The sequence below is a fragment of the Andreprevotia chitinilytica DSM 18519 genome (assembly GCF_000711875.1).
Taxonomy (GTDB): domain Bacteria; phylum Pseudomonadota; class Gammaproteobacteria; order Burkholderiales; family Chitinibacteraceae; genus Andreprevotia; species Andreprevotia chitinilytica.
The window spans coordinates 60,125-74,194 of sequence record NZ_JONM01000010.1 but is presented as its reverse complement, the minus strand read 5'-3'; the positions used below and the strand labels follow the sequence as shown (position 1 = coordinate 74,194).

15 protein-coding genes are annotated in these 14,070 nt (G+C 59.8%); 6 read left to right on the top strand and 9 right to left on the bottom strand.

What is annotated here, in order from left to right:
• Positions 1-72: 72 nt before the first annotated feature.
• Positions 73-1,224, top strand: coding sequence for a caspase family protein (locus BR41_RS23025; RefSeq protein ID WP_051710987.1), 1,152 nt, complete (start codon positions 73-75; stop codon positions 1,222-1,224).
• A gap of 1 nt (position 1,225) precedes the next feature.
• Positions 1,226-2,248, top strand: coding sequence for a DUF2891 family protein (locus BR41_RS14150; RefSeq protein ID WP_035057911.1), 1,023 nt, complete (start codon positions 1,226-1,228; stop codon positions 2,246-2,248).
• A 143-nt stretch (positions 2,249-2,391) separates the two neighbouring features.
• On the opposite strand, the gene hda is transcribed toward BR41_RS14150, so the two are convergent.
• Entirely contained in the window at positions 2,392-3,060 is a 669-nt protein-coding gene (gene hda, locus BR41_RS14145; protein ID WP_035057908.1) for a DnaA regulatory inactivator Hda, read from the bottom strand.
• The gene (locus BR41_RS14140; protein ID WP_084187179.1) at positions 3,057-4,184 is read right to left on the bottom strand and encodes an AI-2E family transporter; all 1,128 of its coding nucleotides are present in this window, start codon (positions 4,182-4,184) and stop codon (positions 3,057-3,059) included. The genes hda and BR41_RS14140 overlap by 4 nt, the downstream gene beginning before the upstream one ends.
• A 101-nt stretch (positions 4,185-4,285) precedes the next feature.
• Between BR41_RS14140 and purM the strand changes: the two genes are divergently transcribed.
• The 4 genes from purM to BR41_RS14120 all read left to right on the top strand — a co-directional run bounded on the left by purM (position 4,286) and on the right by BR41_RS14120 (position 8,498).
• Entirely contained in the window at positions 4,286-5,323 is a 1,038-nt protein-coding gene (purM, locus tag BR41_RS14135) for a phosphoribosylformylglycinamidine cyclo-ligase (protein WP_035057905.1), read from the top strand.
• A gap of 63 nt (positions 5,324-5,386) precedes the next feature.
• Positions 5,387-5,983, top strand: coding sequence for a phosphoribosylglycinamide formyltransferase (gene purN, locus BR41_RS14130; protein WP_035057902.1), 597 nt, complete (start codon positions 5,387-5,389; stop codon positions 5,981-5,983).
• A 2-nt stretch (positions 5,984-5,985) separates the two neighbouring features.
• Positions 5,986-7,167, top strand: coding sequence for a DUF3108 domain-containing protein (locus tag BR41_RS14125; protein ID WP_035057899.1), 1,182 nt, complete (start codon positions 5,986-5,988; stop codon positions 7,165-7,167).
• A 35-nt stretch (positions 7,168-7,202) separates the two neighbouring features.
• The gene (locus BR41_RS14120; protein WP_373278352.1) at positions 7,203-8,498 is read left to right on the top strand and encodes an RsmB/NOP family class I SAM-dependent RNA methyltransferase; all 1,296 of its coding nucleotides are present in this window, start codon (positions 7,203-7,205) and stop codon (positions 8,496-8,498) included.
• An 81-nt stretch (positions 8,499-8,579) separates the two neighbouring features.
• Here BR41_RS14120 and BR41_RS14115 read toward each other — a convergent pair whose 3' ends face one another.
• The 7 genes from BR41_RS14115 to BR41_RS14085 all read right to left on the bottom strand — a co-directional run bounded on the left by BR41_RS14115 (position 8,580) and on the right by BR41_RS14085 (position 14,070).
• Positions 8,580-9,017 carry a ClpXP protease specificity-enhancing factor gene (locus BR41_RS14115; RefSeq protein ID WP_035057897.1) on the bottom strand — a complete coding sequence of 146 codons (438 nt, stop codon included), beginning with the start codon at positions 9,015-9,017 and terminating at the stop codon, positions 8,580-8,582.
• Positions 9,018-9,098: 81 nt separating this feature from the next.
• Positions 9,099-9,704: a glutathione S-transferase N-terminal domain-containing protein gene (locus BR41_RS14110; RefSeq protein WP_035057895.1), complete on the bottom strand. Its 606-nt coding sequence runs from the start codon at positions 9,702-9,704 to the stop codon at positions 9,099-9,101.
• Positions 9,705-9,889: 185 nt separating this feature from the next.
• The gene (locus tag BR41_RS14105) at positions 9,890-10,669 is read right to left on the bottom strand and encodes a cytochrome c1 (RefSeq protein ID WP_035057893.1); all 780 of its coding nucleotides are present in this window, start codon (positions 10,667-10,669) and stop codon (positions 9,890-9,892) included.
• Positions 10,670-10,682: 13 nt separating this feature from the next.
• Positions 10,683-12,035 carry a cytochrome b gene (locus BR41_RS14100; RefSeq protein WP_035057890.1) on the bottom strand — a complete coding sequence of 451 codons (1,353 nt, stop codon included), beginning with the start codon at positions 12,033-12,035 and terminating at the stop codon, positions 10,683-10,685.
• Between the two features lie 15 nt (positions 12,036-12,050).
• Positions 12,051-12,629 carry a ubiquinol-cytochrome c reductase iron-sulfur subunit gene (gene petA / locus BR41_RS14095; protein ID WP_035057888.1) on the bottom strand — a complete coding sequence of 193 codons (579 nt, stop codon included), beginning with the start codon at positions 12,627-12,629 and terminating at the stop codon, positions 12,051-12,053.
• Between the two features lie 179 nt (positions 12,630-12,808).
• Positions 12,809-13,318, bottom strand: a complete 510-nt coding sequence (locus tag BR41_RS14090) for a hypothetical protein (RefSeq protein WP_035057885.1) — start codon at positions 13,316-13,318, stop codon at positions 12,809-12,811.
• Between the two features lie 2 nt (positions 13,319-13,320).
• Positions 13,321-14,070: a Nif3-like dinuclear metal center hexameric protein gene (locus BR41_RS14085; protein ID WP_051710985.1), complete on the bottom strand. Its 750-nt coding sequence runs from the start codon at positions 14,068-14,070 to the stop codon at positions 13,321-13,323.

Genomic DNA, 14,070 nt, shown 5'->3' with positions numbered 1-14,070 from the left:
CACTGGCAACGTCCCGATGTTCTCCTGCCATTTTGACTAGAATTCAATTGTCATGAACCGGAACAGTCGTGGATGAAATCCCTACTCAATCTGCTCAAGCTATTCATCGTCTTGCTCTGCGGCATGTTGTTGGCCGCACCGACTAGTGCCGCCACCAAAGTAGCCTTGGTCATCGGCAATGCCGCCTACAGCAGCGCCCCGCTGAAAAACTCGGTGAACGATGCCGAGCTGATCGCCAGCACGCTGCAACGGCTTGGCTTCGACGTAAAGCTGGAACGCAATGTGAATCAAAAGTCCTTCCAGCGGGCGCTGCGGGATTTTGGTGCGCGCTCCAAAGGCGCAGAACTGGCGTTCTTCTATTACGCCGGTCACGGCGTGCAGGAAGAGGGCGAAAACTGGCTGGTGCCGGTCGGCGCGCAGATCGATAAGCCAGGGGATATTTCAATCGAAGCCGTTGGTGTGAACGGGGTGATGCGGGAGCTGCAGAACTCCGGGGCCAAATACAAGGTCGTCGTGCTGGATGCTTGCCGCGACAACCCGTTCATTTCCGCCGAGCGCGGCAGTAGCCATCGCGGGCTGGCACGGATGGATGCGCCCGGTGGCACCCTGGTGGCATTTGCCACTGCGCCCGGCAGCACTGCGCGCGATGGCGACGGCCGCAACGGCCTCTACACGGGTGAGCTGGTCCGCTATCTGGTCGATCCGTCGCTGGATCTGAAAGAGGCATTCGATCGGGCTGGCGCGGCGGTGGCGCAGGCCAGCGGCGGCAAGCAGCTGCCGCGCAAGGACGATGGCATCTACGACAAGATTTATCTGGCCGGCCATGCCCCGGCCGCTGGCAAGCCCGAAGCGCCGCAACCAGCTGCCGTGGCGAGTATTGATGCCGCGCTGGCCGGGCAATGGGAAGGCTATTACCGCTACGATGCGAACAAATCCGTACCGGTCAAATTCATGTTGGACGCTGCCGTGAGCGGCAGTCGCTTCTATGGCAAGATTTCTGAACCCAACACCTTTGGCGATAAACAGGAAGCCTTCTTGTATGCCAATTTCGAAGGCGCAATTACCGGCAATACCGTGACCTTTGTGAAAACCTACGATGGCAGTGGCGGCCAGCATCACTCGATCCAGTATCGGGGTGTGCTGGATCGGGCTAGCGGTGTGATTCGCGGCCAGTGGGTGATCCAGAATACGACCGGCACATTCGAGGTGAAGCTCAGGAAATAAAATGCGCCAATACCTCTCGTTTGCCATTTTATTCTGGGGCGTTTTTGCCAATGCGGGCTCCACGAACCCCGCGCTGAATGAGTTGGTGGCGAATCGACAGCAAATCGCGACCGGGTTTGCTGAATCGGCGGCGAATTGCGTGCAACGGCAAGATACCGCGCATGTCGCATTTCATGGTTGCATCGACTGGCATTCCGCCGTGCATGGCACGTGGGCACTGGTGGCCTATACCGCAACCACCGGGGATCAACGTTACGTGCCGTTGATTCGGAGCGTCACCGCGTCGGCGAAGATCAACGAAGAGCAACAGTTATTGGCGGCCAATCCCGATTTCGAAATGCCCTATGGCCGCGCTTGGCTATTGCGCTTGGGGCTGGAATACGAAAACCAATTCCATGATGGTCATTTGCAGTCCATCGCTGATTTCGCCGCCGATTCCATTGCCGCCTATTACCGCCGGAATCCACCTGATCCAATGGCGCGAGAATACAAGAGTGCGGCTTGGGCGCTGATCAACGTGTTTGATTACTACGCATCCCGGCATGATGAAAAGAAGCTGGATGAAGTCCGCCAGCTGATTCGCAAATCCTTCGTCGAGCATCGGCCATCTTGCGATGCCGCTACGGATCGGGCGGGTTTCATGGCGATTTGCACCAATTGGGCATGGCTGGTTTCCCGTGTGATGACGCGGGAAGAGTACCTGCCGTGGGTGGATCGATTCCTGCCGATATCGCGCCTACCCAAGCCGGTGCGTGATCCGCGAGATGCACATGAATACGGCCTGAATTTCAGTCGGGCTTGGGGGTTGTTGGGTATCTATCGCGTCACCTGGCGCCCGGAATATCTCACTGCCTATGCGGAGCACGTTGAGGCCACGCTCAGCAATCGCGGCAATTGGGCTGTGCCCTATGAGGTCGTCGGGCATTGGGTGCCGCAGTTCGGGATGTTCGCGATCGAGCCGCTGTTTGATGCGGCGGTCATTGCGCCGGGAGGCGCGTCAATCGGGCCAGCGAATGGGGCTTGAACAGGTTCTGAGAAGCTGTTCAAAGTCTCTTGCGGCAACGTTTACGTTGCCATTCCCCCCTTTAAAAAGGGGGAAGTAAAACCCTGTTGCGCTTCAAGTTGGCGGTTTGCGAGCCTTTGAACAGGCTCTGAGAAGAGGAGGGCCTAAACGCCGCCCGCTTCGGACAATACTTCCCGGATCAACGCCGTAGTGACCGGACGGCGTAAAGACAGCGCCCGCTCGTTCACGCGATCAAGGAGCGCGGCAAGGCTGCCCAGATCGCGTGCGGCGTGTCGCAAAAGATAGTCCGCCACATCGTCGCCCAGCTCGAAGCCCAGTTGATGGGCGTGTTGCTTGAGGGCGGCGATGCGATCCGGCTCGGATAGCGCTTTGAGCTGGTAGACAAGGCCCCAGCCCAGCCGAGTGGTCAGGTCATCGCGTAGCGCCAACAGCATCGGCGGCAGTGGGCCACTGGCCAGCAAGCGGCCGGTGCCTTCCTTGAGCGTGTTGTAGTGATCGAACAGGCGGATTTGCTGCTCGGGGTCGAGTGCGTCGGCGTTGTCGACGATCAGTGCCGCATCGGCAGGCAACGGAAACGGGAGCGTCTGTCGCTTGGCATCGATGAACAGCGCGCCGGGAATACGGTCGGCGACGGCGGCGAGCAAATAGCTTTTGCCCACGCCGGATTCACCCCACAGGTAGACGAAACGGACATCATCGCTGCCGGCCGCCCACTCGCCGAGCATGAACAGCAGCTCCGCGTTGTCGCCAGCGACAAAGCCGGCAAAGCCCGGCGGCGTGGCCAGGCGCAGATCAAGCACCAGTTGTTTCATGAGTCGTCGGATTTCGGCTGGGACGGCGGGTCGACCCGGTGGGTGCGTGCCGGTTTGCGGTAGGTCTGGCTAGCCATGTAAACGCGGCTGGCGTGGCGCAAGGTGACTTGCAGCACCGCCGCCATCGGCAGCGCGAGCAGCACGCCCACGAAGCCGAACAGCTGGCCGAACGCCATCAGCGCAAAGATCACCGCAACCGGGTGCAAACCAATGCGGTCGCCAACGACCTTGGGTGTGATCAGATTGCCTTCCAGTGCTTGGCCGATCCCGAATACAACCCAGGCGGGCCATAGTCCGGCGAAGGAGCCGTATTGGCTGAGCGCCGCCAGCGTGGCCAGCATGAAGCCGGTGCTGGAGCCCAGATAGGGAATGAAGGTCAGCACGCCGGAAATGACGCCGACGGGTAGTGCCGCATCCAGCCCGACCAGCCACAGTCCGCCGCCATAGATCACACTCATGATCAGCATCACCGACAGCTGGCCGCGCAGGAATTCCGACAAGACCTGATCGAATTCGCCGAACAGCTTGGTGATGCGGCCTTCCAGCCGGCGTGGCACCCAGCGGCGCAGGCGCGGCAAAAAGCGGTTACCGTCACGCAGGGCATAAAACAAGACCACCGGCACCAGCGCCAGATTGACCAGCCAGCCCGCCAGCGCGATGCCTTTGCTGCCGAGTTGTTGTGCCAATCCCGGCAGGAGGTCGCGTACTTCGCCGGCGTGGTTGGCCACCCAGTTGCGCAGATCATCCTGATTGAGCGAGAGCTTGAGGCCAAGGCGCTGATTCAGCGCCGGCAGCCAGCTGCTAGCCGCACGCTGCGCCAGCTTGGGCAAGCCTTCGTACAGCAGCTGGAATTGATCGATGAGCAGCGGGGTAATGATGAGGAAAAGCAGCAGGAAAACGATGGCGATACCCAGAATCACTAGCAGCGCGGCGACATTGGCGTTGATGCGCCGGGCCACCAGCCAGTCCTGCGCTGGGTGCAGGATATAAGCCAGAATCGCGGCCGCCACGAAGGGCATCAGGATCGGCAGCAGCAGGTAACACAACGCGGCGATGGCGCAGGCTGAGCCGATCAACCAGAGCGGCGGCACGTCGAACGTGTGGCTGGAGGGCGGGCGCTTCATCGCGGGATACGGTAAACTATTATGTTTTCAGTGGGTTGGCCGGCATTCTAACCGAGAACACCGCTTGCCCACCGCAGAATCATCCCACCACGAGGCCGTGCATGAGTTCCCCAAGCCTGAGTTACCGCGATGCGGGTGTCGATATCGACGCCGGCGACCAGCTCGTCGAAAACATCAAACCGTTCGCCAAGCGCACGATGCGCCCGGAAGTCTTATCCGGCATTGGCGGCTTCGGCGGTCTGATCGAAATCTCCAAGAAGTACAAGGAGCCGGTGCTGGTATCGGGTACCGATGGCGTGGGCACCAAGCTCAAGCTGGCGTTCGAACTCAATCGTCATGACACCGTCGGCCAGGATCTGGTGGCGATGAGCGTCAACGATATTCTGGTGCAAGGCGCCGAGCCGCTGTTTTTCCTCGACTACTTTGCCTGCGGCAAGCTCGATGTCGATACCGCCACCGAAGTGATCCGCGGCATTGCGCTGGGTTGTGAGCTATCCGGTTGCGCGCTGATTGGCGGCGAAACCGCCGAGATGCCGGGCATGTATCCGCTGGGCGAATATGATCTGGCCGGCTTTGCCGTCGGCGTGGTCGAAAAGGCCAACGTCATCACTGGCGCCACGATCAAGGCGGGCGATGTCGTACTGGGCCTGGCTTCCAATGGTGCACACTCCAATGGCTATTCGCTGGTGCGCAAGATTCTGCATCTGACCGATGCCGATTACGCCGGTGAGTTCGAGAACGGCAAGAGCCTGGCCGATGTCGTGCTGGCCCCGACCCGTATCTATGTCAAACCGCTGCTGAAGCTGATGGCCGAGTTGTCCGTAAAGGGCATGGCGCATATCACGGGTGGCGGCATTACCGAAAACGTGCCGCGCGTACTGCCGGCCAACGTTGTTGCGCAGATCGATGCCAAGAGCTGGACCTTCCCCAAGCTGTTCCAGTGGCTGCAGAAAGAAGGTAACGTCGCGACCGACGAAATGCATCGCACCTTCAACTGTGGCGTGGGCATGGTCGTGATCGTGGCGGCCGAAGATGCCGACCGCGCTACGGCGCTGCTGCAAGCCGAAGGCGAGACGGTCTACCGCCTTGGCGCCATCCGCGCTCGCAACGGCGACGAACACCAAACGCAGATTGCGTGAGGTGAGAGGAGTGAGGCGTGAGGTGTTCACCCCTCACTCCTTCCCCCTTACTCCTCACATCCAATGAAAAACATTGTCATCCTGATTTCCGGCCGCGGCTCGAATATGCAAGCCATTGTCGAGGCGCAGATCGACGGCGCAAAGATTGCCGCTGTGATCGCCAATCGCGCCGATGCGGCCGGTCTTGCCTGGGCTGCTGAGCGTGGCATTGCTACGGCAGTGCTCGATCACAAACAGTTTGCCGGTCGCGATGCGTTTGATGCTGCGCTGGCCGAACTGATCGATAGCTACGTGCCCGATCTCGTCGTACTGGCTGGCTTCATGCGCATCCTCACGCCGGGTTTCGTCAATCATTACGCTAACCGGCTGATCAATATCCATCCCTCGTTGTTGCCGTCGTTTACCGGGCTGCATACGCATGAGCGCGCTATTGCGGAAGGCGTCAAGTTCGCCGGTTGCACGGTGCATTTCGTCACCGCTGATCTCGATCACGGCCCGATCGTTGCGCAGGCAGTCGTGCCGGTGCTCGACGACGACACACCTGATGCCTTGGCGGCGCGGGTGCTCAAGGAAGAGCACCGGTTGTATCCGGAAGCGGTCGCCTTGTTTGTTGCCGATCGTTTGCATATCGACGCCGGCCGGGTGAGGCGGAGCCACTGACGATGCCGCATCGCGGTCGTCGCTGGTTTTTGTGGGCGCTGGGTTTGTCGCTGGCGTTGCACATCCTGACCATCGGTGGCGATACGATCACCATGCTGGCCGGGATGTTTACCGGTAGTGGCGAGCAGGTGAAGTTGCGCAAGCCCAGCAAAGAGTTGGCCGGTCAGACATTGGACGACGAGCCGGAAAAACCTGCGGGGCTGGCAGGGGTGAAACCGGCGGATAATCTGTCGATTACATTCCAGCAACCGCGTACGACTGGTCAGGTGCAGTCGGCATCAGCCACCCACCCAGCCACGCCGCAGTCGAAGAAGAAGCTGGCTGCGGCTTCCAGGGCAAGCCATGTCGCATCGCAGGTGGTGGCCGAGGTCGGTAAAGAAGCCGCAGCGCGCGTGGCGGCGCAAGTCAACCCCTTGGCGAGCAATGTGGCAATTGCCTCCATCGCCTCCGTTGCACAGCCCGTCGCCAGTACGCCGCACGTCGCCATGGCATCGGCTGCGGCCTCCATGCCGCAAGCAGAAATGGTGGCGGCCACCAAGCAGTTCCCGCGCAATGTCTCGATCACCTATTACTGGGGCGGGACGCCAGCTACGATGACTTGGCATGTCGAGCGCGGCGAGTATGTGGTGAGCTTGCAGTTCAATGCCTTGGGCAAGCGTGAGTTCCGCAGCGAAGGCAAGATCAACAACAATGGCGTCGTGCCCATGCACTGGATCTCGCTGCTGAACGGCGAGAAACAGACCGAGGGTATCTATGATTGGGACGCCAAGACCATCACCCTGGATAACAAGGGTGACATCAAGACCGAGCCGCTGAAGGAGGGGGCGCAGGACTTCCTGTCCGCCGCACTGCAATTCAGTTTCAAGGGGGCGAACGCTCAGCGCTTCAAGCAGACCTTGATCAGCGGCAAGAAGGTGTATGAAGACATCCCGTTCGAGATTTTGGGTGAGGCCACGCTCTATGTGAGTACCAAGCCGGTGAACGCCACGCTGCTACACGGCCACTATGAGGATCGGGTGGTGGACTTCTGGCTGGCGACCGATTGGCATAGTTTGCCGGTGCGGATCAAGGCATCGTTCAGCGGCATTGGCATCGATATCCAGGCCAGCGAAATCCGTATTGGTGACAAGACGGTGTTGTCACCCTCCGTGCTACAGCGCGATCCCCGCCGACGTGGCCCATGAGTTATGAAGAATTTGAAAAGAGTAAACAAGAAATGCTGAACCGTACCCAATTTGATTCCCTGCTGGATGTACTGCATCAGGTGCTGCCGTTCACTGCGCCGTCCGACGTGATCCTGTCGCGTTATTTCCGCGATGAGCGCCAGCTCGGCGCGCGTGATCGGGCGTTCATCGCCGAAACCGTATTCGGCCTGCTGCGTCATTTGCCACGCATCGAGTGGCTGACGGGCGAGAAGGCTGGTGTGGTCGAGTGGCTGCTGGCGTACTTTTCAGCGGTCGAGAAGCGCAATCTGAAAGAGCTTGTCGGCATCTTCGACGAAAAGCGCATCGAGCAAGCCAAGCAATGGAAGGGCGTGGATTGGTCCACGGCCCCGTTGCACGTCCAGGCGGCCTTGCCGGCATGGGCGGTCGAACAGCTGCAAGCCGGCGGGATGAGCGATGCTGCGGTGCTGGAGCTGGGGCAATCACTGCTGACTGCCGCGCCGCTCGATCTGCGTGCCAATACCCTCAAGATGAAGCGCGAAGCCGTCGCTGCTGAGCTGACGGCCTCGGGCATCGAGATCAAGCCGATGGCCTACTCGCCGTGGGGCCTGCGCATCAACAGCAAGCCGGCGCTGAACAAGCATCCGCTCTTCCTGGCCGGTGCATTCGAGGTGCAGGACGAAGGCAGCCAGTTGTTGGCGTTGCTCACTGGCGCCAAGCGCGGGCAGATGGTGGCGGACTTCTGCGCCGGCGCGGGCGGCAAGACGCTGGCCTTGGGGGCGATGATGGGCTCGACCGGGCGCTTGTATGCGTTCGATATCTCCGAGAAGCGGCTGGCGAATCTCAAGCCGCGTCTGGCGCGTTCTGGTCTGTCTAATGTGCAGCCGCAGCTGATTGCCAGCGAGAATGACCAGAAGATCAAGCGCCTCGCCGGCAAGATGGATGCTGTGCTGGTCGATGCCCCATGTTCTGGTTTGGGGACGCTGCGCCGCAATCCCGATCTGAAATACCGGCAGAGCGCCGCGGGCGTGCTTGAACTCAATGCCAAGCAGGCGAGCATCCTGGCTTCCGCCGCCCGATTGGTGAAGACCGGTGGTCGCCTGGTTTATGCCACCTGCAGTATTCTGCCGAGCGAGAATGCGGCCATTGTCGATGCCTTCCTCACCGCACATCCAGACTTCCAGCTGGTGGATGTGCGCGAGCTGCTGGCGAAGGAAAAAATCGAATTGCCGCTCGATGGCGAGATGCTGCAGCTGTTGCCGCAAAAGCATGGCATGGATGGGTTCTTTGCTGCGGTGATGACGCGTCTGCCCAAGGCTGCCGTTGTGGTGGAGCCTGCCGCCGCAGAGTGAGTGCTTGCTTCAGCAAAAAAACAATAAACCCGCCAACTGGCGGGTTTATTGTTTGGAGCGCGTCGGTGCAGCTTCGGTTGCTTACTTGACGATCCGCAACGCTGGCTTGCCACCACCGGGGCGTGACGGTGGCGGTTCATCGCTGCCGTCATCGTCTTTCTTGCTTTCTGGTGCGGTTTCCAGTGTCGGGACTTCATGCACCGGGCTTTCTTCATACTCAAAGCCCATGCCCTCGCCGTTCTCGCGGGAGAAGATCGACACCACGGCACCAACCGGAATCGTGATATCACGTGATACACCGTTGAAACGAGCCGAGAAGCTGATGAAATCGTTGCCCAAGCTCAAGTTACGCGTGGCGTTGTAGCTGATGTTGAGCACGATCTCACCGTTCTTCACATACTCCATCGGCACCTGCATCTTGCCGCGCACCGAGACCACCAGATACGGCGTAAAGCCGTGGTCGGAACACCACTCGTGCAGGGCACGGATCAGATAGGGTTTGGTCGAGACGGATTGCATGGTTCGCTCCGTAAAGGGTGAGGCAGAAAGAGTGAGGCGGTTTCCCCCTCACTCATCACACACCTATCACCTTACTATCAATTATTTCCGCATGGCTTTTTCGTTGGCGGTCAGCGATTCGATGAACGCTTCGCGGCTGAACAGGCGCTCAGCGTATTTCATCAGCGGAGCCATCGCCTTGGTGACTTCAATGCCGTAGTGGTCGAAGCGCCACAGCAGCGGGGCAATGGCGACATCCAGCATCGAGAACTCTTCACCGAGCATGAACTTCTGCTTGGCGAACACCGGAGCGACTTGGGTCAGGCTGTCGCGGATGGCGACGCGTGCTGCTTCGAGTTGCTTCTTGGTGGCAGCGCCGTCTTCCAGTGTCTTCACGTGGATGAAGAGTTCGCGCTCGAAGTTGAACAGCATCAGGCGGGCGCGGGCGCGCATCACCGGATCGGCCGGCATCAGCTGCGGGTGCGGGAAACGCTCGTCGATGTATTCGTTGATGATGTTGGATTCATACAGGGTGAGGTCGCGCTCGACCAGAACCGGCACTTCGTTGTACGGGTTCATCACGGACAGATCTTCCGGCTTGCTGTGGATATCGACATCGATGATTTCGAAGTCCATGCCCTTTTCGAACAGCACGATACGGCAGCGGTGGCTGAACGGGCAGGAGGTACCGGAATACAGTTTCATCATGACGCGGGGGTTCCTGTCTGGATTGGCAAAAGAGGGAGTGTACAGAAAGTGCTGGGTGACAATCCAGAAAACGTTGCTTAACTTGTTGATGTAAAAGGGGAATCCGGAAATTTTCCGTAAAATGAAAAACGGGGCGCAAATGCGCCCCGTTTTCGGGTCTGGCGAGCGTTGATCAGTACATCCGATCAGTGCACGTCGCGCCAGTATTCCTTCTTTAGCAAGTAGCTGATCGGCACCAGTACGAACAGCAGGAACAGCAGGACGAAGTAGCCGATCTGCTCGCGCTTCACCTGCGCAGGCTCAGACACGTACACCAGATAGTTCACCAGGTCGGCAACGCGCTTGTTGTACTCGGTCTGGTCGTACTTGCCATCTTCGCTGATCTGCGTAAGCAGACCCGGCTTCACCAGCTTGACGCCTTCAAGGACCTGTTCTTCCTTGCCGGATTCATGGTTCTTCACCGTCTTGTAGACCGGCTCCTGAATGCCTTGCAGCTCCCAGAGGGCGTGCGGCATGCCGACCTTGTCGAAGGCGATATTGTTCCAGCCGGTCGGGCGGGTATCGTCACGATAGAAGGTGCGCAGGTAGGTGTAGAGCCAATCTGCACCACGGGCACGCGCGATCACCGACAGATCCGGCGGCACGGCGCCAAACCAGACTTTGGCATCAGGCGCTTGCATCGCTACCTTCATCTGCTCGCCGACTTTGTCGGTGGCGAACATCAGGTTGGCTTTGATCTGGTCTTCAGTCAGGCCAAGGTCTTGCAGCCGGTTGTAGCGCATGTTGAGCGCGCTGTGGCACGACAGGCAGTAGTTGGCGAACGTCTGCGCGCCACGTTGCAGCGACTCAGGGTTGTGCAGATCGATCGGTGCCTTGTCGAGGTGCGCACCGCCTTCGTTGGCGAACACCGCCACCGGCAAGAGCAGTGCAGCAGCGGCGAGGAAACGACGAATATTCTTATGCATGTTGGCGTTTCCCTTAAATAACCTTGGCAAACACGGCTGCGCCGATGAAGGTGACCGCCATCCAGAACAGGAATTGCAGCTGGCGAGAACCGTTGGTATCGGTAACACGATCAGGCACCGGCAGCGTTTTCCCCATTTTCGAGTAGAACGGCATCAGGAAGAAGAAGGCGAAGTAGACCACCGACAGGATGCGCGACACGAGGGTGCGAACCGTGGTCGGCGGCAGCGCGCCGAGGATACCCAGGCCGATGAACGCGACGATGAAGATGCCCAGGATGACCTTGAACGACTTCGGACGATAACGGATCGACTTCACCGGGCTACGGTCGAGCCACGGCAGGAAGGCGATGACCACCACCGCAGCGCCCATGCCCAGTACGCCCCACACCTGCGTGCCAAGGAAGGACGGAATGGCGCGCAGGATCGCGTAGAACGGCGTGAAGTACCATACCGGCGCAATGTGCGGCGGGGTCTTCAGCGGGTCGGCCGGGATGAAGTTGTTGTCTTCCAGGAAGTAACCGAACACGTTCGGCAGGAAGAACACGATGGTGGTGAACACCACCAGGAACACCGCCACGCCGAAGATATCCTTTACCGTGTAATACGGGTGGAACGGAATGCCATCGAGCGGCAGGCCGGTCTTCGGGTCCTTGTTCTTCTTGATCTCGACGCCGTCCGGGTTGTTCGAGCCGACTTCGTGCAGTGCGATCAGGTGGGCTACGACCAGCGCCAGCAGGATCAGCGGCACGGCAATCACGTGCAGCGCGAAGAAGCGGTTCAGCGTGGCATCAGATACCACGAAGTCACCACGGATGAAGGTCGAGAGATCCGGGCCGATCATCGGGATCGATGCGAACAGGTTCACGATCACCTGTGCGCCCCAGAACGACATCTGGCCCCACGGCAGCAGGTAGCCCAGGAAGGCTTCGGCCATCAGGCACAGGAAGATCAGCATGCCGAAGATCCACACCAGCTCGCGTGGCTTCTGGTACGAGCCGTAGATCAGGCCGCGGAACATGTGCATGTAGACGACGACGAAGAACATCGAGGCGCCAGTGGAGTGCATGTAGCGGATGATCCAGCCACCGCCCACGTCGCGCATGATGTATTCGACCGAAGCGAACGCGACCGAGACATTGGTGCCCGGAATCAGCGAGCCGTCCGGCTTGTAGTTCATCGTCAGGAAGATGCCGGTGACGATCTGGATCACCAGCACCAGCAGTGCCAGCGAGCCGAAGAAGTACCAGAAGTTGAAGTTTTTCGGTGCGTAGTATTCGGAGACATGCTCCTTCCACAACGCCGTCAGCGGGAAGCGGTCATCGACCCATTGCAGGGTGTCTTTACCGAGTTGTTCTAGTTTGCTCATGGTTCGCTCCGGGCCTTATTCGCCAATCTTCAAACGCGTATCGCTCAGGAACGCATAAGGGGGGATGGGCAGGTTTTTTGGTGCGGGCATGCTGGAGTAAACACGACCGGAGAGGTCGTATTTGGAGCCATGACAGGGGCAGAAGTAGCCGCCCAGCCAATCCGAGCCCAAGTCTGCCGGGGCAAGTTCCGGGCGGAAGGTTGGCGAACAGCCCAAATGGGTGCAGACGCCGGTGGCAACCCAGACTTCCGGTTTTTTCGACCGCCAGGTGTTCTTTGCGTAATCGGGTTGTTCGCTGTCATCCGACTTGGGGTCGGCGAGTTTGCCGTCCAGCTTGGGCAGGTTGGCGAGCATTTCCGGTGTGCGCTTCACGATCCAGACGGGCTTGCCGCGATATTCGACGTCGATCTTCTGGCCCAGCTCAAGCTTGCTGATATCCACTTCAACCGGCGCGCCGGCGGCCTTGGCGCGCTCGGACGGGAAGAAGCTGGCGATGAACGGCGTTGCTACGCCGGCCACGGCCACGGCGCCTGCGCCGCTGGTGGCCAGCAGCAGGAAACGCCGCTTGCTGTTGTCTACTTGTTGGTCACTCATAACTTATCCCTGATTGAAGGAATCTCTTGTAGAAACAGCCCGGTAACGGCGAGATGGCCGGATTTTCCGAGCTGTTCCTAAAGCTAAACTCGCGAATTCTACCCGACAGGGTAGGGAACTGAAAGCATACGGTGTGGTCCTGATGCGCCGCTGCGTCAGTCAGTGATTCAGACAGCGATTCAGCGCCAGTCGCCTTTGGCGTAACCGGCCAGCTCGCGGTCGAGCTGTTGTGCAACATCATTGGTGATTTCGGTGATCTGTTCCTTGGTCGTGCCCGGATTGGCGACCTGGAACACGCGGGCAGAGAGCAACTGGCCCCCGCCGCTGGCCGTCAGCAGATAGCGTATGCGCGCTTCGGTCGGCACCTTGACTTTTTGCACCGTCATGGAAAATTCCACGCGATTCGCGGTTTTCGTGGTCACGGTCATGCCGCGGCCGGTGCGGTATTTGACGATGTCCTCGAGGATTGCTTGCGGCGTGCGATTCTGAATCAGCACGGAGGGCGGCTGCAGCTCCGGCGATGGCCGGCTGGGTGCCGGGGTCGGTGTGGGCGTGGTGCCTGGCGCCGTGGTGGATGGGGTTGTTGTCGACGGCTTGGGGCCGGGGCCGGTTTGGGTTGCACAACCGGCAAATAGCGACAACGCTGCTGCCAGAGCGAAACAGCGTTGGATGTAATAAGTGTTGGGCATGATCAGACCGGGTTCGGGATGTCGAGATGGTGGACGATGAGGCCGAAAGTCGCGCCGAGATGATCTCCCAGTGCACGCACGCCGCCACGTTCCGTGGCGTGGTGGCCGGCGCCCAGATAGGCGATGCCGGTTTCCTGCGAGAGATGGGCGACGAATTCAGAGGCTTCGCCAGTGAGAAAGCAATCGATGTCGAGCGTGGCCGCTTCGTGGAAATAACCTTGCGCGCCGCCGGTGCACCAGGCGATGCGGCGGATCGGTTTGTCCACATCGCCAATCGCCAGTGGCGGGCGACCCAGAACGGCTGCGACGTGCTGGCTGAAGTCGGCAAATGACATCGGCGTGGGTAACTCGCCCAGCCAGCCCAGGTCCTGTTCCGCGAAACGGCCAGTCGGGGTGATGCCCAGCGCTGCGCCAAGCGTGGCGTTATTGCCCAGTTCGGCGTGCGCATCGAGCGGCAGATGGTAGGCGAACAGGTTCAGGTCGTGGGCGAGCAGCTTGGCGATGCGGGTTTTCTTGGTGCGCACGATGGGGGCCGCTTCGTTCTTCCAGAAAAACCCGTGATGGACCAGCAAGGCGTCAGCGCCAATGTCGATGGCCGCGTTAATGGCGGCAAGACTGGCGGTGACTGCTGTAGCGAGAACGCGGATTTCGTCGCGGCCTTCGACTTGCAGCCCGTTTGGACAGTAATCGCGAAAGCGGTCAACGGATAATCGTTGTCCGATATAATTTTCCAGGCTTGTTCGCGTAACCAC